Below are 20,274 nucleotides of genomic sequence, written 5' to 3' on the forward strand. Positions count from 1 at the left end.
TCCTTCGATTTAGGTAACGTGAACACATGAACATTCCGGAAGCAGATCTCGCCCGCCTCAACGAGTGTCGCCACCATGCCCCACATGACTTTTATGGCTGGCACGACGGCACGGTTTTAACTCGTCGCCCCGGCGCCGAGAAGGTGGAGCTGGTCACCGAAACTGCCGTGCACGAGATGAATGCTGTAGGACACGACCTATGGGAGAGCGCACTAGACCAGGAGCAGGATTACCGTTTCCGGGTGACTTACCCAGGCCAGGCTCCGGTCGAGGTGGCCGACGGCTACCGGTTCTTGCCCACTGCCAGCACTTTCGATCTGCACCTGATTTCGGAAGGTCGCCACGAGCGGCTTTGGGAGGTACTTGGCGCGAATCTGCACAGCTACGACACGCATTTGGGCCGGGTTGAAGGTGTTTCGTTTGCGGTGTGGGCGCCGAATGCCAAAGGCGTTGCCGTAGTAGGCGACTTCAACGGCTGGAATCCCGCGCAGTCGCCGATGCGCTGTTTGGGCGCAACCGGGGTCTGGGAGCTCTTCGTCCCCGGCATCGGCCCCGGCGAGCGCTATAAGTTCGCGATTCAAACCGCGGACGGCCGGCGCATCGATAAGGCTGATCCGATGGCGAAGCAAACGATTGCTCCGCCGGAGACAGTCTCGGTAGTCATGGCAAACGATTACGAATGGAATGACTCCGCATGGATGGATGCTCGTAACGGCAATCTCGATGTGCCGATGAGCGTCTACGAGCTGCATGTGGGTTCCTGGAAACAAGGCGCCGACTACAACAGGCTGCGCGCTGAGCTCATCGATTACGTCCTCGAGCAAGGCTTCACCCACGTCGAGCTGCTTCCGGTGGCAGAGCACCCCTTCGGCGGCTCTTGGGGCTACCAGGTCTCGGGCTACTACGCGCCGTCGGCGCGCTGGGGGTCGCCGGATGAGTTGCGTGCGCTAATCGACGCCCTGCATAACGCCGGCATCGGCGTCCTCATCGACTGGGTTCCGGCGCACTTTCCCAAAGACGAATTTGCACTGGGCCGCTTTGACGGCCAGGCACTCTACGAGCACCCCGATCCCCGCCGCGGCGAGCAGGCCGACTGGGGAACCTACGTCTTTGACTTTGGCCGCAACGAGGTGCGCAACTTCTTGGTAGCAAACGCGCTGTATTGGGCCGAAGAATTCCACGTCGACGGCCTGCGCGTGGATGCTGTAGCCTCGATGCTCTACTTGGACTACTCCCGTGAAGTATGGCTGCCCAATCAGTACGGTGGACGCGAAAACCTGGAAGCGGTACAGTTCTTGCAGGAGACGAACGCTACCCTGCAGCGCCTGCATCCCGGCGTGCTGACCATTGCCGAGGAATCGACCTCTTGGCCGGGCGTTACTGCTCCCACCTCGGAAGGCGGCCTCGGATTTTCCCTGAAATGGAATATGGGCTGGATGAATGACACCCTCGAGTACTTCACACATGAGCCCATCTACCGCCAGCACCATCACGGCGAGCTGACCTTCTCTATGGTCTATGCCTATTCAGAACGCTACGTGCTGCCGTTTAGCCACGATGAGGTGGTCCATGGCAAGGGCTCGCTGTGGACGCGCATGCCTGGCGACGATTGGAACAAGGCCGCAGGCTTGCGTGCGCTGTACGGATATATGTTCTCGCATCCGGGCAAGAATCTGCTGTTTATGGGCCAAGAGTTTGGCCAGGTCGCAGAGTGGAACGAATCCAGTTCTGTGGACTGGGCCAATCTCGAAGGATGGGGCGGTGAGTGGCATCGCGGCATCAAGCGCTTAGTGCGCGATATCAATATCGTTTACAAAGACACCCCTGCCCTGTGGTCCCAGGACTTTACGCAGGATGGTTTCCAGTGGGTCAAGGCTGATGACTCGAACAATAACGTCTTGGGTTACGTGCGCTACGGCAACGATGGCTCGGCGCTGCTCGCCGTGTGCAATTTCTCAGGCAACTCCATTCCGAACTACCACATGTGGCTGCCCCGCGACGGCGCGTGGGAGTTGCTGCTCAACACCGACGACGCCGTCTACGAGGGCGCGGGCAATGACTTGGCACATAAGGTGCACTCCACGTCGAATTCCGCGGATCTACACCTCCCGGCCAACTCCGTGCAGTGGTACCGCTTTGTGGGCTAGCTGACCCAGGTGTCGACCTTGGCGTAAATCTCCGGCATCCGGGCGTCGACCCGCTTGCCGGCGATAAACGCCACCAGTGCGTGGACGATAGCCGGTACGGCAAGGCTCAAGATGACACCGACTACTAGCAACGAAGCCTTGTCTTGGGTAACGGCGATGCCTAGGCAAACAAGACCTGGGGCCACGGCAATCCAGCCGAAGATGAGTCCGAAGAGGCTGGCCACAAAGGCGGGTGCGGAGTAGCCAGACTTATCAGTCCACGCATTGGTACCAGGCGCGGAGACGGGATAAGGGTTATAGACTGACAAAGCTAGTGAACAGGCGCTGACCGAAAGCAGCATTCCTATTGCAGCACAACCAAAGGCCGATACCTTCAGGCGTTCAGGGCTGATGATGAGCGCCAGGATGACGCAAAGGATGATGACGATTGCAGCGGGCGTCACGTGCGCGCGATGGCGGGCCAGCAGAAATTTGCTTGGTGCACAAGGTGCCATCAACTTCAGCCAGCCGGAGGGGCCATCGTAGCCATAGTCGTTGACGCCGAACAGGCCGCCCAAGAGACCGAGCATCACGAGCACGCCTAAACCAGCGGTCAAGTTGCCGTTAAAGATGTGGTAGAGACAGAATCCTGCGAGCACCGGCATGAAGATCAAGGTATTTACTAGGCGCATATCGCGGACGATATAAAGCAACGAGCGCGAGTACTCCATCATGGCGGGACTGCGATAAGCCAGGCCCATCAGGCGGAGGCGGGATACGCCGTGCTCCTTTGTCTTTGTGGCTGGCGCAGGCCGGGCGTGCTTTTGGCTTTGGGCGAATTCTGTTTTGATTAAGTGCCGCCAGACCGCGAAGAGCCCCACTGCGGTGAGAATAGCGATTAGAAGCTGTGCGAGTGCTTCCATGTAAGAGCCATTGCCAAGCGCGGTGGCCCAACCGGTCGCTGCGGTAAACGGCGTCCACGCGGCATACTTGCCGATGGTGCCGAGCGGCACTGCATCTTCAATCTGGCCGTTTAAGAGAATGACGCAGAGCATCAATACGGTGCCGAGAATGCCGCCAATGAACTTGCTGCGATCACTTTCCAAGCTGACCACGTTGCTGGCAACGCTCATCAGGCACTCCGACAAACAGATAGTGATAAACCACGAAAGCGCCATGCCGAGCACGAATGCGGGTATTGCAATGACATTGAAGTCACCGATGCTCACGAGCATGATCGCACCGACGATTGCCCAGATGATGCTAAAACCTGCAGAAAGCCAGACGCGGGAGTTAAGGAAAGAAATGCGCAGCATGGCGGGCCGGACCTCTTCTAAAGAAAGCGGCAGGCCCTTCAAGGTATCGGGGTAAAGCTGCTTTTCACCGGCGGGCATGATCATCGCGAGCATGAGGTACATCGCTACGCCGAGGAGGTTGACTGTGGTGAGAGCGTGAGCATTGCGCGTGCCTTCGCTCAGATCTAAGCCGGCCATAAACCCAGTGTTGGCGAGACCAATCAGGCCATAGATGACGAAGAGGAGCACCATCATCCACTGCGCGGTGTTTTCCTTGAAAGTCCTGCTCCATAGTGTGCGGTGTAGCTTGACGAGGGTTTTGCTGGTGTCCATCACGGCCTAGTTTCCACCCAACCACTGGAAGGCGTTGGAATCGAGATCGGCGCCGCCGACGAGCTCGATGAAGACGTCAGTGAGGCTCTTGTCACCGCGGACCTCATCGACGGTGCCGGAGGTAAGCACTTGGCCATCATTAATGATTGCCACGGAGGTACAAAGTCCTTCGACTAGGGACATGACGTGGGAGGAAATCACCACGGTGCCACCCCGCGCAGCGAAGTTCACGAGCACGTTTTGGATGAGGCGGCCGGATACTGGATCGACTGCCTCGAGCGGCTCATCGAGGATGAGCACCTCGGGATTATGGAGCACTGCGCCGGCAAGCAGAATCTTCTTGGTCATGCCGGCGGAATAGTCGGCGATGCGTTTGGAGGCGGCGTCGTCAAGCGCGAGCACGTGCAGGAGCTCAGCGGCGCGGCGCTGTGCCTCCCCCTCGTCGAGCTTGCGTAGCGCGCCCAAGTAGTAGAGATACTCGGCGCCGGTGAGGCGGTCGAATACGGGTGCGCCGTCCATGAGCAAGCCCATCGATGCCTTCGCAGGGATTGGATCGTGCCACACGCGGTGACCGGCAACGAATGACTCGCCGCTATCGGGGCGCAGAAGACCGCAGGCCATGGTCAGCATGGTGGTCTTGCCCGCACCGTTGGGGCCGACGATGCCATAAATGGAACCCCGCGGGACGTCGAGATCTAGATTGTGGACGGCGGGAGAACCATTGAAGGATTTGTTAAGGCCACGGACCGCAAAGGCTTGCTGCCTAGGATCGGGCGAAATCGGTGCTCGGTGCGGACTAGTCATGCACCGCACCTTATTAGAAAATGTTACCTATTTCTAGGTTTTTAGTGTCCAACTAAATTATGGCGCACAATCAATTCTTTGACGCGGGCATCAATATCGTCGCGCAGCTCGACCATCCTTTGCTTCCCCTCAACGCCACGCTGGGAGGGATCTTCAATCTCCCAGCGCTCGGCGGGTCCATCGTACTCGGCGCCACCGACGATGATGACGTGATCGACATTGGCGGCAAGTTCCGGATCAACCGGCTTGGGCGTGCCCTCAGACATGTCGGCGCCCACTTCGGTCAGGCAATGGGACGCCTCGAGATTTACGTCGCCGGACTGCCCCGGTTCGGTCACTTGCACGCCGGCCGAATAGACCTTCCACGAGGGAGCATGCAGCTTCGCCAAAGCTGCGGCCATCTGGGACTTGCCGCGGTTGGAATTACAGAGGAATAGTACTTTCGTCATAGGCTCGCAGTATAGCGAGAACTACTTGTAGTACATCTCAGAGCCGTCTTTGTAGCGCTCCAAATCAACCTGCTGCGTTGGCTGCAGGCGCTCGTGGGCTGGGTTCTCCACGTCTGGCATGCGCAGGTTAACGGTGCTGTCCTTGCCAGAATCAGCGTATGGTTCCTCACCGTTGAGTACCTTCGTGACGCGGTCCATGTCCACGGTCTTGGTCCAGCGGCCAACCAGGATGGTTGCGAGCGCGTTGCCTGCAAAGTTTGTCAGAGCGCGAGCCTCGGACATAAAGCGGTCGATGCCCATGATGACATCGACGCCGCCGAGGAGTTCAGGACGGTGGGACTGCAAGCCCGCAGCCAGCGTTGCGATGCCGGCTCCGGAGACACCCGCTGCGCCCTTGGACGCGATGATCATAAAGACCAGCAGGCCCACCTGCTCGCCCAAGTTCATCGGCATATGCATTGCCTCGGAAATGAAGATGGCGGAAAGCGTCAGATAAATAGCGGTGCCATCCAGGTTGAAGGAATAACCGGTCGGTACAACGATACCCACGGTCGGCTTCTCCACGCCGAGGTGTTCCAGCTTGCGCATGAGGTTCGGCAATGCGGATTCAGAGGAAGAAGTAGCAACGATGAGCAGGAACTCGCGGCCCAGATACTTGCAGAGCTTCCACATGCTGATGCCGCCGAATACACGGGCGATGAGGCCGAGTACCACGAATACGAAGAGGAAGCAGGTGATGTAGAAAGCCAGCATCAGGGTGGCCAAGGACTTCACGGCATCCATGCCGGTCTCACCAACGACGCCTGCCATAGCACCGAAAGAGCCGAGCGGAGCCAGCCACAAAATCATGTTGAGGATCTTGAAGACGAGGCGCTGCAGGCTGGCGACGAAGCCAAGAATAGGTTCGCCTGCCTCGCCCATGGACTGCACGGCGAAGCCACACAGCAATGCGATAAACAGGACCTGGAGAACAGATCCCGAGGTAAACGCCGAGAACATGGTCTCTGGGACGATGGAGCTGACAAAGCCCCAAAGCCCCTCGCCTTCCGCACCTGCCTTGATGTACTTAGAGCCATCACCACCGCTAATATGAAGGCCAGCGCCAGGATCGATGAAGTTACCGACCACGAGGCCGATCGCCAGCGCAAAGGTGGACATCGTGATGAAGTACGCCAGAGCGATGCCGCCGGCCTTTCCGACCGATGCCGCAGCGCGCACCGAGCCGATGCCCAGCACGATGGTGCAGAAGATGATTGGCGCGATGACCATCTTGATGAGGCTGACGAACATCGTGCCCAATGGCTTGAAGTTAACGGCAACGCCCGGGGCGACTAGACCCAAGGCAATACCGGCAATCACCGCAACGATGACGCCGATGTAGAGCCAGTGGGTACGGTCCTTCTTCGGGGCTTTGGGCTCCGGAATTTTTGGACCATTAATTGGTTGCATGACGGGCATAGAGCACTCCCCTTTTAATTGGCCTTCTAATTGGCTCTGTCAAGGATTTCTGCCCTGATAATAGAACCGCAGAAAAGCGATCCAGAAATTCCAGAAAGCCGGGGGTGCTCTAGTTACCCCTTCGCTAATAAAGAGCGCTTGCGAGCTTGGTGCGCGCTTGCAGGACACGGGAATCGGAGGCGTCGAAAAGCGCGAAGAGCTCGAGCAAGCGAACCTTGAGGGCTTGCTTGTCGTCGCCTGCGGTTCTTTGCATCGCCGAGATGAGGCGCTCGAAGGCTTTCTCGGGCGCACCGGCGACGACCTCGGCGTCGGCGGCATCGCACTGCTTGGCGACGTCGGCTGGCGCAGCGTCGGCAGCAGCAATCGGGTCCTCGGTGCGGTTGGCTGGGTCCAGACGACGCAAAACCTGGGTGGTGTTGCGGGCCTGCTTGACCTCGGCGTTGTCTGGATCGTCGGCCAAAATGGCGTCGTAGTGGGCGATGGCTGCGTCGAAATCGCCGTGGTTTAGGGACTCCTCGGCGGCCTGCACGCGTGGGTCCGCGGCAGTTTCTGGTTCTGGGGTCTCGGTGCTGAGACCACTCAATTGCGGCCCAAGCTTCTCGACGAGCGTGGCAGTCCACTGCTCCAGCGCATCCTTGGGCTGGGCTCCCTCGAAGTTGGTAATCGGCTGGCCGGCAGCTAGGGCGACGGTGGTCGGCAGGTTTCGCACGCCAAAGACCTGCGCTACCTGCGGGATAGCATCAGCGTCGATGTAGCCAACGATGAACTTGAGCCCACCGGCCTCTGCGACAGCGCGCAGGTCATTCTTCAGTTGCTCGGAGGCGGGCGAACGCGAAGAACCGATGAGCGCAATAACGGGGACCTCGGCGGAACGGCGAATCAATTCGGATTCGAAGTTAGCCTCGGTTACCTCGAAAAATGCAGATACCCCGGAAGGCGCTTCCTCAGTCTCCTTTTGCTGCTTCAGCGCGCCCAAGTCAAGGGCACCGCCTACATAAGGTCCGGTCACTTGTTTTCCTCCAAACGTCGATTCACAGACTCCACCTTTTGCGTCAACTGGCCAGTCACACCTTCGCGGATATCGGCCTTGACTACAAGCGAGGTACGCGGCGAAACCTTGCGTACTGCATCGGTGGCTTCCTTGATTACGGCAAAGACCTCATCCCATTCGCCTTCTATAAGGGTAAACATGGCATTGGTCTCGTTGGGCAAGCCGGATGCGCGCACCACGCGGACGGCTTCGGCGACGGCTGCAGACATCTCCGCAGTTTCCTCGCCCACCACGGTTGGCGCGACAGAAAAAGCAACAATCATGCCCGCTATCCTACCTACGCTCCCAGCAGTGACGGTGCCAATGGCGGCGGTCATCTTCCCTGCCGCCTGTATCACGCGGCCAGGCCACGATATGGGCAACGCGAGGCGGAACATTTTGGTTGCAGCCGGGGCAGATATAAAACTTTGTAGCCGCCGCGCTGCCGATGTGGCGCATAACGAAGAGCTCACCGTGGGTCCACTTTGGGCCCTCGACGGTCTGCGAGCCTAGAAAAGTAGAGCCATCCTTAGGCAGCGGGCGCGGGCTGACGCGGTTTCTCCTATTGCGGCGTGGCATTAGAAAAGACGCAGCTCGTTCGACTCGATGCCGCGCAGATCTTGGTAGTCAAGGATGACACAGCGAATACCGCGGTCCTCGGCCAGCGTACGGGCCTGCGGCTTGATTTCCTGGGCTGCAAACACGCCTTGCACGGGTGCCAGTAGCTCGTCACGGTTGAGAAGCTCCAGATAGCGTGTGAGCTGCTCGACGCCGTCTATACCACCGCGGCGCTTAACCTCAACCGCAACGAACTTATTGTCTTGGTCTTTGGCCATGATATCGACTGGGCCAATTGCGGTTGGATACTCGCGCCGAACGAGTGAATAGTCCTCGCCCAGGGTATCGATGTGCTCGGCGAGCAGCTCCTGCAGGTGTGCCTCGACGCCGTCCTTAACAAGCCCTGGGTCCTCGCCCAACTCTACGGAGATGTCTTGGTGAATCTCCGCGATGGTGATACGCAGCTGCTCCCCCTTGGGGTTTTCAACGAGCCACAGCTGCTCACCAGTGTCCTCGCCGTCGATGTCAGTGATGGCGGATTCCTCCAGCGTGCACGGCGGAGTCATCCAATTCAGCGGCTTATAGGCGCGGTCGTCGGCGTGGATCGACACGGAACCATCTGTCTTGATGAGGATGAGGCGATCGGCGACTGGCAAATGGGCATCCAAACGGCCGACATAATCAACTGAGCAACGAGCGATGACTAAACGCATGCCCTCTACCCTATAGGTAGCCGCCTACTCCTTAGTAAAACGGGTAGCGCGCTGGCGCAGACGCCGATAGTCAGGACGTTCCAAGCGCTTGGAAGGCGCCGCCTCAATCCAGGCGGTGAGCCCCATGATTCCGTGTAGGTCAGTGGCGATTTCGTATTCCTGATCCGCGAAGGAAAAGCGGATGACCTGGTCGGCGGCGGACATAAAAGCAGCCTCGTCATCGTCCAATTGACGAGTGCCAATTAGTTCGACGCCGAGGCGATTGAAACGAAGGTCTGCTTGGACCGAAACCGAGCGCAGCTTGAAGTACTCCACGTATTCCCCGTTATAGCGCATCACGCCATGACGCCAAGAACGAGAGTTTTTAGCAGGCAGGGTTCTCAGCAATACAGAGGTCCCGCGCGCCCGCAACTTGAAAAAGCGGCGAGCAGCAAGCATAAGACACAAAAGGATAGAAGCCGCCACGATGAGGAACAACCAGCCTAGACCTGAAATGTTCATATCCTGCCGCTCCTTTTAATCCTGAACCTGAAAGATATTAGATAAAATTCTAGTATCTTCCCCAGCCGTTATGCCACTAAACCCCGTAGCAAAAGCCAACGAAAAAGCGCCCCACCTTTCTGGTGAAAGAAAGGTGGGGCGCTTATGAGAGCGGAAGGGCTTTGCTGCCCGTTACTCTACCTAGCCCTTGGCGCGACGAAGTGCTCGCTGAGCGGCTTCACCACGGTTGTGGACAATGGGCTCCTCGGACTTCTGGTCTTCGGAAGCCTGTGCCTCATCAACTTCGGTGGACCAAGTGGCCCAGTTGGCGAGGACAGTGATCTTGTCCTTGGACACGGAGAGGAAGCCACCCTGGACCGCGGCGACGAGACGCTCGCCGTCGACTGGGTGGATGGTCACAACACCATTGTCGGCCAGCTGACCGACCAATGGCTCGTGGCCAGGAAGCACGCCGATCTCACCCTCAGTGGTCTCAGCCGTAACCAGCGTGGCCTTACCAGCCCACAGCTTACGCTCGACGGATACCAGTTCAGCGGTGATGTCAGCCATGTGCCACTCCCTACTTCTCGGAAAGCTTCTTGTACGCAGCCTCGACGTCGTCCAAGCCACCCAGGCCGTTGAATGCCTGCTCTGGGTAGTGATCGAACTCGCCGTTGCAGATGCGCTCGAAAGCATCGATGGTCTCGGTCAGCGGGACGTAGGAGCCGGGCAGGCCGGTGAACTTCTCTGCGACGAAGAAGTTCTGGCCCAGGAAGCGCTCGATACGACGTGCGCGCTGGACGGTGACCTTGTCCTCCTCGGACAGCTCGTCCATACCAAGGATGGCGATGATGTCCTGGAGTTCCTTGTTCTTCTGCAGGATGTGAATGACGCGCTGCGCAACCTCGTAGTGGTGCTCGCCCACGATGGACGGCTCCAGAATACGAGAGGTCGAGGTCAGCGGGTTCACAGCCGGGTAAATACCCTTGGAAGCAATACCACGGTCCAACTCGGTGGTTGCATCGAGGTGGGCGAAGGTGGTGGCCGGAGCCGGGTCGGTGTAGTCATCCGCAGGGACGTAAACGGCCTGCAGAGAGGTAATCGACTTGCCCTTCGTGGAGGTAATGCGCTCCTGCAGGACACCCATCTCGTCAGCCAGGGTTGGCTGGTAGCCAACGGCGGAAGGCATACGACCCAGCAGGGTCGAAACCTCAGAGCCGGCCTGGGTGAAACGGAAGATGTTGTCAATGAACAGCAGCACGTCCTGGTTCTGCACATCGCGGAAGTACTCCGCCATGGTCAGGCCGGACAGAGCCACGCGCATACGGACTCCTGGCGGCTCATCCATCTGGCCGAACACGAGGGCGGTGTCCTGGAGAACGCCCATCTCTTCCATCTCGAGGAAGAGGTCGGTGCCCTCACGGGTACGCTCGCCGACGCCGGCGAAGACGGAGGTACCGGAGAACTCGCGTGCGATACGAGTAATCATCTCCTGGATGAGAACGGTCTTACCAACACCTGCACCGCCGAAGAGGCCGATCTTGCCGCCCTTCACGTACGGGGTCAGGAGGTCGATAACCTTAATACCGGTCTCCAGGATTTCGGTTTTACCCTCGAGCTGGTCGAATGCTGGCGGTTCGCGGTGGATGCCCCACTGCTCGCCGTCGCGGCCCAGACCAGGCTGGTCGAGGCAGTCGCCCAGTGCGTTGAAGACGTGGCCCTTGACCACATCGCCGACTGGAACGGATATTGGCTTGCCAGTATCGGTCACGGTAGCGCCGCGGACGAGGCCGTCGGTCGGTGCCATGGAAACGGTACGGACGAGGTTGTCACCGAGGTGCTGAGCGACCTCGAGGGTGACGGTCTTTGCAACAGCCTCGAGAGAAATCTCGACGGTCAGTGCGTTGTACAGTGCCGGCAGTCCGCCACGCGGGAATTCCACGTCGACGACCGGACCGATGACGCGCACCACACGGCCGGCAACAGCCGACGACTGTGTGTTCTGCTCTTGCAGAGCTGAAGTCATAATCTAGTCACTTTCTGCGCTTTCGGCGAGCGCCCCAGCGCCACCGACGATCTCTGTAATTTCCTGGGTAATCTGTGCCTGACGAGCCTGGTTGGCCACGCGCGAGAGGTCCTTGACCAGCTCGGTTGCGTTGTCAGTAGCAGACTTCATTGCGGTACGGCGTGCTGCGGACTCGGAAGCGGAAGCCTCCAAGAACATCGCAAAGAGGATACGAGAGACGTACTGCGGAAGCAGTGCCTCCATAAGAGTGTCAGCATCCGGCTCGAACTCGAAATCAGGCGAAACCTGATCCGTAGGCTCGGAGTCGGAAAGCGCGGACTCTCCGAGGTGGAATTCCTCATCCTCAATAACCGGAACCACCGGCAACAACTGCTGTGCACGCGCGGTTTGGGTCAGCATGGACTCAAACTCGGTGTACACAACGTGGACCTGGTCGAAGCCACGGATGCCTTCGCCCTCGGTGTTGAGGCCATCGCGGTACTTGGCAGTACCTTTGGAACCTGCAATGAAGCCGTCGATCATATGACGACGGACATCGTGGGTGGTCTCCCAGGACGGATCCTGCGAGAAACCAGCCCAGCTGCCTGCGACATCAGCTTCACGGAACTTGTAGAAGCCAACGCCCTTATTACCCGTGACGTAGCGGACGGTCTCGTAGCCTTGCTTCTTGAGCAGGGCTTCGAGCTCGGCTGCCTTTTTGAAGATGTTGTTGTTGTAGCCACCACACATACCGCGGTCAGAAGAGACCACGAGAATAGCGGCGACCTTGCCATCTTCACGTTCACGAAGCATCGGGTGATCCAGCGAGCTGGCCGCTGCGAGCTTGTTCATCACATTCGCAAGCTCGTGTGCGTAAGGCTGTGAAGCCTCAACCCTAGCCTGTGCCTTGGTAATGCGCGAGGTAGCAATGAGCTCCTGTGCCTTGGTGATCTTCTTAGTGGAATTGACGGACCGGATTCGGTCGCGCAGTTCACGAAGATTAGCCATGGTGTTCGCTCCTCCCTTCTATTATCTCGACGGTTGATTCTTAGAGCTGTGCGGACTCTATTTAGCCGTCTTACGGGAGACGCTGAGCTCGGTCTTCTTTACCTCTGCCGCATCGAGCGCCTCGACCTCTGCCTCGGAGCCCAGATTGTGGCCCTCGGTGGTGCGGAAGGTCGGGGTGAAGTCCTTAGCAGCCTTGACGAGCGCATCCTTGGATTCGTCGGACAGAGGCTGGCCACCAGCGATCTGCTCGAATACCTGCGGGGTATTCGAGTGCAGGTACTCGTGTACCTCAGCCTCGAAGCGACGTACATCCTCGACGGGAACGACGTCGAAGATGCCCTGGTCAGCCAAGTAGATGGAAACCATCTGGAACTCGACTGGCTGCGGGGAGGACTCCGCCTGCTTGAGCAGCTCAACCAGACGCTCACCGCGCTCGAGCTGTGCCTTGGAGGCAGGGTCGAGGTCGGAAGCGAAGGCAGCGAATGCCTGCAGGTCACGGTAAGCAGCAAGCTCAAGACGCAGGTTACCGGCGACCTTCTTCATGCCCTTGGTCTGTGCAGCGCCACCCACACGGGAGACGGAGACACCGACGTTAATTGCCGGACGGACGCCCTGGTTGAACAGGTCGGACTCCAGGAAGACCTGGCCGTCGGTAATGGAAATAACGTTGGTCGGGATGAAGGCGGAAACGTCGTTCGCCTTGGTCTCGATGATCGGCAGTGCGGTCATGGAACCTGCACCCATGTCGTCGGAGAGCTTTGCAGCACGCTCCAGCAGACGGGAGTGGAGGTAGAAGACGTCGCCCGGGTATGCCTCGCGGCCCGGCGGACGGCGCAGCAGAAGGGAAATCGCACGGTAGGCCTCAGCCTGCTTGGTGAGATCATCGTAGATGACCAGGACGTGGTTGCCCTGGTACATCCAGTGCTGACCCAGAGCTGCACCGGAGAACGGTGCCAGCCACTTGAAGCCAGCGGCGTCGGAAGCAGGAGCTGCCACGATGGTGGTGTACTCCAGTGCGCCGTGCTGCTCCAGGGTGTGGCGGACTCCAGCAATGGTGGAGCCCTTCTGGCCGATAGCGACGTAGATACAACGTACCTGCTTGTCCTTGTCGCCAGACTCCCAGTTAGCCTTCTGGTTCAGGATGGTGTCGATGCAGACTGCGGTCTTACCAGTCTTACGGTCACCAATGACCAACTGACGCTGACCACGACCAATCGGGGTCATTGCGTCAATAGCCTTGATGCCGGTCTGCATCGGCTCTTCAACCGGCTGACGCTGCAGCACGGAAGGTGCCTGCAGCTCGAGGACGCGGTCCTCTTCAGCGGCGATTGGGCCCATGCCGTCGATCGGCTGGCCCAGTGGGTTGATAACGCGGCCGAGGAATTCCTCGCCCACAGGGATGGAAAGGACTTCGCCAGTCCTCTTGACCTCGTCGCCCTCGGTGAGGGACTCGAAGTTGCCCAAGACAACGACACCGATGGAGTTGGTGTCGAGGTTCTGTGCGACGCCGATAACGCCGCCTGGGAACTCGAGCAGCTCATTCGCCATAACGGATGGCAGGCCAGAAACCTGCGCAATACCGTCAGCTGCCGAAATGACCACGCCGACCTCCTCACGGGAGGCCTCCGCGGAGTAGCTCGAGGTGTAGTTCGCAATCGCGCTACGAATCTCATCGGAGGAGATCGTCAGCTCCGCCATGTTCTTCCTGCTCTCGGTAGTATCTTCCAGCAATTACTTAATCATTTCTGTCGTTTCGGCCTGACTTAAGCCATCTTGGCACGCAGGCGGGCAATCTTGCCTGCCGTGGAGCCGTCGATAACTTCGTCGCCGACGCGGATGGTCATACCACCGAGGAGGCTGGTGTCAACCTCAGAGTGAATGGACATCGCACGACCATAAATTTTGCCCAGCTTCTCAGCGAGTGCTGCACGCTGGCTATCATTCAGCTCACCCGCGGTGGTAACACGAGCAATGGTGCGACCCTGCAGCTTAGCTGCGTAGTCGGCCAGTGCCGCGACATCATCGATCGGGTTCTGCTCAGGGCGGCCGATGGCCTGGAGCGCGAGCGCCTCAGAGAACATCGTTACCTTGCCGTAGAGCACGCTTGCCAGCAATCCGCGCTTACGTGCGGACGTAGCAGTTCGGTCGGAAAGCAGCTGGGTCAGCTCTGCCTCGTTCTTCAGGATGCTAGACAGGCGGAAGAGCTCGTCTTCTACCTGGCCCAGCTGGCCCTGAGCCTCAGCACCGCGCAGAAGAGCGCGGCGGCCGAGAGACACGAGACCCTTGACGAAGCCACGGGAGGTGGACCACTGCTCGGCAGCAGAAGCTTCGATCACCTGGGTGGCGACCGGAGCAATCTTTGCACCGAAGAGGTTCTGCACCAGTGACTTGCGGTTTGCAGCCGGAACGGCGGCGTCGGTTAGCGCGACGCGCAGTTCGCGGTCAGTATCAAGGACATCAACGACCTCGAAAAGGTCGAGACCTGCCTGTGCCGCCGTCGCAATCGCATCGTCCTGCGCCAGAATCTGATCCAGCTGGGACTCTACGTGTGCGAGGGCTTCGCGGCTAGCTGCCTTCATAGTTGCCTACTTTCCGGCCGGTGCCACAGAATCGAGCTCGGACAGGAAGTTGTCAATCGTGGAGGACTGCTTGGTAGCGGAAGATAGTTCGCCGCCCAGCAGCTTCTCAGCCAAGTTGATGGAGTTCTGTCCGATATCGGAACGCAGCTCAGAGATGACCTGTGCACGGGAAGCTTCCAGCTGCTTCTCGCCAGAGGCGACAATGCGGCGGGATTCTTCCTCAGCCTGGGTCTTAGCCTCAGCCTCGATCTGCTTGCCGCGCTCGCGCGCCTGTTCGCGGATCTCTGCAGCTTCTGCACGTGCGTCAGCAAGCTGTGCGTTGTACTTCTCGAGAGCAGCCTTAGCTTCAGCCTGCTGAGCCTCAGCACGCTTCATGCCTCCCTCGATGCGGTCCTCGCGCTCCTGGAGCATCTTGTTGTATGCCGGAAGAACGAACTTCCAGAACAAAATCAAGATGACAACGAAACAGATCAAAGACCAGAAAATGTCATAGTTCTTGGGCAGAAGAACGGAGAAGCTGCCGGAACCCGGGTTCTCCTCCCCCGCCGCAAGCGTATAAAAGACGTTGTTCATGTGGTCTCCAGTCTTAAAAGGTTGGTTTAGGAAAACGCGAACTTTTTAGAACAGGAAGCCTGCAACGAGGCCGATAAGTGCAAGAGCCTCGGTGAAGGCGATACCCAGGAACATGGTGGTACGCAGCTGGCCGGCCATTTCAGGCTGGCGTGCCATAGCCTCAACGGTCTTGCCGGCAACGATGCCGATACCGATACCAGGGCCGATTGCGGCGAGGCCGTAGCCAACAGCCTTCAGGCTGTCGAGGTTAGCGGCAGCATCCTGTGCAAGAATGATTTCGTTCATGGTGAAAGTCGTTCCCTTTCGTATGTCCTGCCCGCAGGTTTACGGACAGGGAGATAGTTTCTGTGAAGTTGAGATTATTCTCGGTCGCGCTCGTCGACCTCGTCCTTAGTGCGAATCCGCGTGCAGGGACAGTTCGATGTACACCGCCGTCAAAAGCGCGAAGATGTAGGCCTGCAGGAAGATGACCAGGAGCTCGAACAGGCTGAAAGCCAGTCCCAGAACAATGGTCAAACCGGACAGTGCCGTCCAACCGTTCAGCTGCCAGAAGAAGAAGTTCGAAGCAGAGAAGAGAAGGACCAGAATGATGTGTCCTGCCAAGAAGTTCGCCATGAGACGAATGGCGAGGGTAACTGGTCGCAGAATGAAGGTCGAGAAGAACTCGATCGGCACAACGAGCAAGTGCAAAGCCGGCGGCAGGTTAGGAATAACCACCGAGGACTTGATGAACTTGCCGAAGCCATAGCGCTTTGCGCCGGCGTAAATCATTGCGATGTACGACACGACTGCAAGGACGATAGGCATGCCGATACGACCATTCGGCGAGACGTTGAGTCCCGGGATGATGGTCGGCACATTCATAAACAGGACTGCGAAGAAGATCGTCGCGATTACCGGAAGGAATCGCTTGGCCTCCTTAGTACCCAAAATATCTTCGGCGATGTGGATACGGACGAAATCGACCGCATTCTCGCCGACGTTCTGCAGACCCTTCGGAACCAGCTTCGGGTTCTTGAAGGCCAGCATGAAAAGAACCACCAATACCAGCGTCATCAAGATGCGCACCAGCATTAGGCGATCAAGCGCGAACCATCCGTCGGCAAAGTCGCCGAAGAACAGATGGTCAGCATCTACTTGCCCCGGGAAGAATTCTTCACCCAGATCAGGCGCGTGGAAGTGCCCTTTCATGGCCAATGTTGTAACGCTCAGCGTTCTCTCCCGTGTTAGGGCCGCCGCAAAATAACTTTGCGGACGGTGCGATGGACGTCTCAAGCTCTCTGCCACGACTTCGGACTCCGTCGCACATCTTCGAAGAAGTGACAGGGATTGACCGCGCGGGATCCAATGCAAAAATCTCGGTCCCGTGGTAACCCGCGAGAAATAATATCAGTTCAGGGCCTCATTCACGTGTACCAGGGTAGGCACAGGTTGACACCCGTAGCTCGCGGGCGATTTTTTGGCCGAAATAGAGCCCATGACTAGGCAAAAGACCCCATATGGCCTTTGTCACAAACAGTTTTTGTACACCACCTCGGGGGTGGAATTAACACCCATTCCACATCTTCCCCCAAGGAAATTAAGACTAAAGGGCTCGTGTTTTATCCCCGCCGCCCTTCTTCAGGGTGGCTAATGCACATAAGAGACGCGGGCGCTGACGACGCCCCAGGCCTCGGTGCCCAGCGTTGCGATAAGGGCCATCACTACGGTGACAAAGAGCGCCATCTTATCGTAGAAGTCCATGTCGCGGATGACCGCGAGGATGACAATCAGCACCAGCAGTTTGATGAGCCAGCTACCCATAACGACGATGATCGTGTTGGTGGGGCTAGTCTTCGAGGCAGCAAGCACGGAAAGAACCGTCAGCAGGACAAAACCGCCGCCGATGCCGGCACCGACGAGCACTCCCCAAATCCCCGGCATTCCACGCATGCCACCCCAAACGGCGAGCGAGATAATCGTGATGGCCACCAGCGCAATCGAACCGAAGCGCAGTGCACGCTTGAGCGGCAAAACTGGGTCGTCAAAGTCATCCACGTTGTTTATTGCCGCGTTTGTCATCGGATCAGTCATAGGCCAAAAGCCTACCGCACTACGACAACCCGAGACTCCTAGGCGGGATCGGTATGCGCCACCACCGTGGTAGCCCGTTTACTTGGGCCAAGCTTGCCCCGGCGCAGAGGAATGAGCGTGACGCCGAATGCCACCCCCAGCGCGATGGCGGTAAGGGCGACTGCAACGGGCCACGGGACGATGGAAAAGGACACCGCGCCGAAAGCTACCGCCGAGACCCACAGGTATAGCACCAAGACAGTGCGGCGGTGGGTATGGCCGAGCGAAAGTAGGCGGTGATGAATGTGCGCCTTATCGGCAGAAAAGGGCGATCGGCCCTGCGAAAGGCGGCGAATAACCGCCCAGACAAGGTCCAAGACTGGAATAAACACAGCTGCGGCGACCACAATGAAAGGCGATGCGAGCGCCACCATGTCAACGGTGCCATACAGCGACATGTTGATCTTGCCGGAAGCAGAGGTAGAAGCTGCGGCCAGCAGGAGACCAATAAGCATCGATCCACTGTCGCCCATAAAGATGCGCGAAGGCTCAAAATTGTGCGGCAGGAAGCCTGCACAGATACCGACCAACGCGGCAGAGATGATCGCCGGCGGATAGGCAGAGACTGCCCCACCCTGGTCATGCAGAACCGTGAGGGAAAAGATCAATATGGCGCCGCCTGCAATAAGCCCTAAGCCGGCGGCGAGACCATCAAGGCCGTCCACAAAGTTCATTGCGTTAATGAGCAGCACCGTAAAGAAGGTTGTCAAGAGTGTGCCCTGGATTTGATCGAGCAACACCGTAGTTCCGCCGCCAAATGGAATAAACAGAAGCGTCCATGTAAGGCCAAGGCCGCTCATGATTCCAGCGGCGAGCAATTGGCCGACCAACTTCACTATCGCACCCAGTTCGAGGGCGTCGTCGATCACGCCCACGAGCACGATGGCCAGCGCCGCCCAAACCACGGCATTCATCTCAGGAGTAACGGGCATGAAACCGCGAGTCAAGGCTGGAAGCTGGGCGGCTAGGAAGACTGAGGCGCCGAAACCGGTAAACATTGCCACGCCACCCATCTGCGGGGTGGGCTGGGAATGCGAATCGCGCAGGCGAATCTCTGCTACCCGCCCAGTGCGGACGAGGAAGCTACGTACCAAGCCCGTGGCGAGGTAGGTAAAGGTCGCTGCAACCAAAATGACAAGCGCTAGCTCGCGCAGCGGTACACCGGTGCCACTCACACAATCTCCTTTTGTCTAGGCAGTAGGGCGAGTGCGCAGCGACTCGGCGCTCACGCCAATGACCTCAGCGATTTCTTCGGCAGAAAGCGCGCCCTCACGCAGCAGGTATGGGTGCTCACCGGAGAGATCGATGATGGTGGAAGGCTTGCCAACGGCAGTCTCACCACCGTCCAAGTAAACGGTAACGGCTTTACCAAGCTGCTGCTTTGCAGCCAGCGCGGTGGTCGGTGGCTGGTGGCCGGAAATATTCGCGGAGGACACAGCCATTGGGCCAACCTCGCGCAGAAGCTCGATGGCAATAGGATGCAGCGGCATGCGCAACATCACCGTCCCGCGGGTATCTCCCAAGTTCCACGGCAAGGAAGGCGCCTGCGGGACCACGATGGAAAGTCCACCGGGCCAAAAAGCCTCGACGAGTGCTCGCGCAGTATCGGTGTACTCCGCGACGAGACCACGGATGGTGTCCCAGGACCCCACGAGGACCGGAACGGGCATATCAGGGCCACGCTGCTTGGTTGCAAGGAGGCTGGCCACAGCGTCGTTGTCGAAGGCGTCGCAGCCGAGGCCGTACAACGTGTCAGTAGGCATCACGACGAGGCGGCCAGACTTTGCTGCTTTGACCGCGATGGCTAGGCCTTCTTCACGCTCTGCCTTATCGGCACAGTTATAAATCTTTCCTTGCATTCTTTCCTCACTTCGTGTGTTCAGACCAACCTACTGTACTCCCGCAGGAGTGGCGGTCGCACTTTTAATAGCAGTTACAAAACGCGCGGTACCTGTTAGGTCTCGCAGCACTGCGACATCGTGGAATCGCCCAGAATTCAGCAATGCAACTTGCACAGCCTCGCTCGTGGCATCGTCGTGCTCGATGCCTACTTTCCCGCCGGGACGCAGTAACTTCGCAATGCGAGGCACGAGACAGTCGATGACCTCCATGCCATCGGCGCCGCCGAAGACCGCCATGTGCGGGTCGCGGTAGACCTCGGGCTCTAGGTCCGGTGTCTCCGGAACATAAGGCGGATTCGTGAGCACGAGATCCACGGTGCCGTCGAGTTCGGCCAGAAGCGAGAAGTCTGTTGCATCGCCGTGGACCAGATGCACGTCTTGGGCAAGATTGCTGCGGGCAAAAGGCAGCGCATCTTCAGAAAGCTCGACCGCGAATACATCCGCGTCCGGCCGCTCATTCTTTACATAGGCGGCCAGTGCCCCGCTGCCGGTGCACAGATCAACAACGCGAGGCTTGGCGACGTCGCGAAGCACCCGCACTCCCCAATCCGCCAGGACTTCCGTTTCTGGGCGTGGAATAAACACGCCCGGGCCTACCTTGAGCTCGAGCGGGCCAAACCAGGCCGTGCCCAGAATGTGCTGCAGCGGCTCGCGAGCCTCACGGCGCGCGACCCAGCCCTCATAGGCGATGGCAAAGCCGGGAATGGGTTGGGCATCCAGTGGGATGTCCATATGCCCACATCCAATGAGCTCGGAAGCAAGCACTCGTGCGTCCCACTCCGGGCTAGGTACTCCAGATGCGCGAAAGCGCTCCGCGGCATCGCGAAGCGCCATTGCGTAGGTATCCACC

General features: G+C 58.7%; 22 protein-coding genes. 1 reads left to right on the plus strand and 21 read right to left on the minus strand.

What is annotated here, in order from left to right; genetic code table 11:
• Nucleotides 1–26: 26 nt before the first annotated feature.
• Complete coding sequence (gene glgB / locus HMPREF2692_RS04350; RefSeq protein ID WP_070822887.1) at nt 27–2,147, plus strand: 1,4-alpha-glucan branching protein GlgB; 2,121 nt, start codon at nt 27–29, stop codon at nt 2,145–2,147.
• Here glgB and HMPREF2692_RS04355 read toward each other — a convergent pair.
• The 21 genes from HMPREF2692_RS04355 to prmC form a co-directional block, all read right to left on the minus strand.
• Nucleotides 2,144–3,754 carry a hypothetical protein gene (locus HMPREF2692_RS04355; protein ID WP_141761302.1) on the minus strand — a complete coding sequence of 537 codons (1,611 nt, stop codon included), beginning with the start codon at nt 3,752–3,754 and terminating at the stop codon, nt 2,144–2,146. The genes glgB and HMPREF2692_RS04355 overlap by 4 nt on opposite strands.
• Before the next feature lie 6 nt (nt 3,755–3,760).
• Nucleotides 3,761–4,558: an ABC transporter ATP-binding protein gene (locus HMPREF2692_RS04360; RefSeq protein WP_070822891.1), complete on the minus strand. Its 798-nt coding sequence runs from the start codon at nt 4,556–4,558 to the stop codon at nt 3,761–3,763.
• A gap of 41 nt (nt 4,559–4,599) precedes the next feature.
• Complete coding sequence (locus HMPREF2692_RS04365) at nt 4,600–5,007, minus strand: arsenate reductase/protein-tyrosine-phosphatase family protein (protein ID WP_070822894.1); 408 nt, start codon at nt 5,005–5,007, stop codon at nt 4,600–4,602.
• Between the two features lie 21 nt (nt 5,008–5,028).
• Complete coding sequence (locus HMPREF2692_RS04370) at nt 5,029–6,465, minus strand: cation:dicarboxylate symporter family transporter (RefSeq protein ID WP_070822897.1); 1,437 nt, start codon at nt 6,463–6,465, stop codon at nt 5,029–5,031.
• 124 nt (nt 6,466–6,589) lie between these two features.
• Nucleotides 6,590–7,474: a tetratricopeptide repeat protein gene (locus HMPREF2692_RS04375; RefSeq protein WP_061921997.1), complete on the minus strand. Its 885-nt coding sequence runs from the start codon at nt 7,472–7,474 to the stop codon at nt 6,590–6,592.
• A complete protein-coding gene (locus HMPREF2692_RS04380; RefSeq protein ID WP_061921994.1) occupies nt 7,471–7,779 on the minus strand; it encodes an MTH1187 family thiamine-binding protein in 309 nt (102 codons plus the stop codon). The genes HMPREF2692_RS04375 and HMPREF2692_RS04380 overlap by 4 nt, the downstream gene beginning before the upstream one ends.
• A gap of 10 nt (nt 7,780–7,789) precedes the next feature.
• Nucleotides 7,790–8,074 (minus strand): hypothetical protein, encoded by a 285-nt coding sequence (locus tag HMPREF2692_RS12580; RefSeq protein ID WP_083323813.1) that lies wholly within the window; start codon nt 8,072–8,074, stop codon nt 7,790–7,792.
• On the minus strand, nt 8,074–8,766 hold the full coding sequence (gene nucS, locus HMPREF2692_RS04390; protein ID WP_062035300.1) for an endonuclease NucS: 693 nt from the start codon (nt 8,764–8,766) through the stop codon (nt 8,074–8,076). The genes HMPREF2692_RS12580 and nucS overlap by 1 nt, the downstream gene beginning before the upstream one ends.
• Nucleotides 8,767–8,790: 24 nt before the next feature.
• Nucleotides 8,791–9,267 (minus strand): DUF2550 domain-containing protein, encoded by a 477-nt coding sequence (locus tag HMPREF2692_RS04395; protein WP_070822900.1) that lies wholly within the window; start codon nt 9,265–9,267, stop codon nt 8,791–8,793.
• 180 nt (nt 9,268–9,447) lie between these two features.
• Nucleotides 9,448–9,816, minus strand: a complete 369-nt coding sequence (locus tag HMPREF2692_RS04400; RefSeq protein ID WP_062035304.1) for a F0F1 ATP synthase subunit epsilon — start codon at nt 9,814–9,816, stop codon at nt 9,448–9,450.
• A 10-nt stretch (nt 9,817–9,826) separates the two neighbouring features.
• Nucleotides 9,827–11,272, minus strand: a complete 1,446-nt coding sequence (atpD, locus tag HMPREF2692_RS04405; RefSeq protein WP_062035306.1) for a F0F1 ATP synthase subunit beta — start codon at nt 11,270–11,272, stop codon at nt 9,827–9,829.
• A gap of 3 nt (nt 11,273–11,275) precedes the next feature.
• Complete coding sequence (locus HMPREF2692_RS04410) at nt 11,276–12,259, minus strand: F0F1 ATP synthase subunit gamma (RefSeq protein ID WP_062035308.1); 984 nt, start codon at nt 12,257–12,259, stop codon at nt 11,276–11,278.
• A gap of 57 nt (nt 12,260–12,316) precedes the next feature.
• Nucleotides 12,317–13,957 carry a F0F1 ATP synthase subunit alpha gene (atpA, locus tag HMPREF2692_RS04415; RefSeq protein WP_061921975.1) on the minus strand — a complete coding sequence of 547 codons (1,641 nt, stop codon included), beginning with the start codon at nt 13,955–13,957 and terminating at the stop codon, nt 12,317–12,319.
• Between the two features lie 65 nt (nt 13,958–14,022).
• Nucleotides 14,023–14,838 carry a F0F1 ATP synthase subunit delta gene (locus tag HMPREF2692_RS04420; protein WP_070822903.1) on the minus strand — a complete coding sequence of 272 codons (816 nt, stop codon included), beginning with the start codon at nt 14,836–14,838 and terminating at the stop codon, nt 14,023–14,025.
• Nucleotides 14,839–14,844: 6 nt separating this feature from the next.
• Complete coding sequence (locus tag HMPREF2692_RS04425; protein ID WP_061921968.1) at nt 14,845–15,411, minus strand: F0F1 ATP synthase subunit B; 567 nt, start codon at nt 15,409–15,411, stop codon at nt 14,845–14,847.
• 45 nt (nt 15,412–15,456) lie between these two features.
• Complete coding sequence (locus tag HMPREF2692_RS04430) at nt 15,457–15,696, minus strand: ATP synthase F0 subunit C (protein ID WP_005532052.1); 240 nt, start codon at nt 15,694–15,696, stop codon at nt 15,457–15,459.
• 105 nt (nt 15,697–15,801) lie between these two features.
• Nucleotides 15,802–16,602 (minus strand): F0F1 ATP synthase subunit A, encoded by an 801-nt coding sequence (gene atpB, locus HMPREF2692_RS04435; RefSeq protein ID WP_061921965.1) that lies wholly within the window; start codon nt 16,600–16,602, stop codon nt 15,802–15,804.
• Between the two features lie 438 nt (nt 16,603–17,040).
• On the minus strand, nt 17,041–17,484 hold the full coding sequence (locus HMPREF2692_RS04440; protein ID WP_061921962.1) for a Cg1360 family ATP-synthase-associated protein: 444 nt from the start codon (nt 17,482–17,484) through the stop codon (nt 17,041–17,043).
• 38 nt (nt 17,485–17,522) lie between these two features.
• Nucleotides 17,523–18,698, minus strand: a complete 1,176-nt coding sequence (locus HMPREF2692_RS04445) for an MraY family glycosyltransferase (RefSeq protein WP_061921960.1) — start codon at nt 18,696–18,698, stop codon at nt 17,523–17,525.
• Nucleotides 18,699–18,713: 15 nt separating this feature from the next.
• Nucleotides 18,714–19,382 (minus strand): L-threonylcarbamoyladenylate synthase, encoded by a 669-nt coding sequence (locus HMPREF2692_RS04450; RefSeq protein WP_061921957.1) that lies wholly within the window; start codon nt 19,380–19,382, stop codon nt 18,714–18,716.
• A 30-nt stretch (nt 19,383–19,412) separates the two neighbouring features.
• Entirely contained in the window at nt 19,413–20,258 is an 846-nt protein-coding gene (gene prmC / locus HMPREF2692_RS04455; protein ID WP_062044264.1) for a peptide chain release factor N(5)-glutamine methyltransferase, read from the minus strand.
• Between the last annotated feature and the right edge of the window lie 16 nt (nt 20,259–20,274).

Origin of the sequence: Corynebacterium sp. HMSC036D03, assembly GCF_001836185.1 — a bacterium.
Taxonomy (GTDB): Bacteria; Actinomycetota; Actinomycetes; order Mycobacteriales; family Mycobacteriaceae; genus Corynebacterium; species Corynebacterium simulans.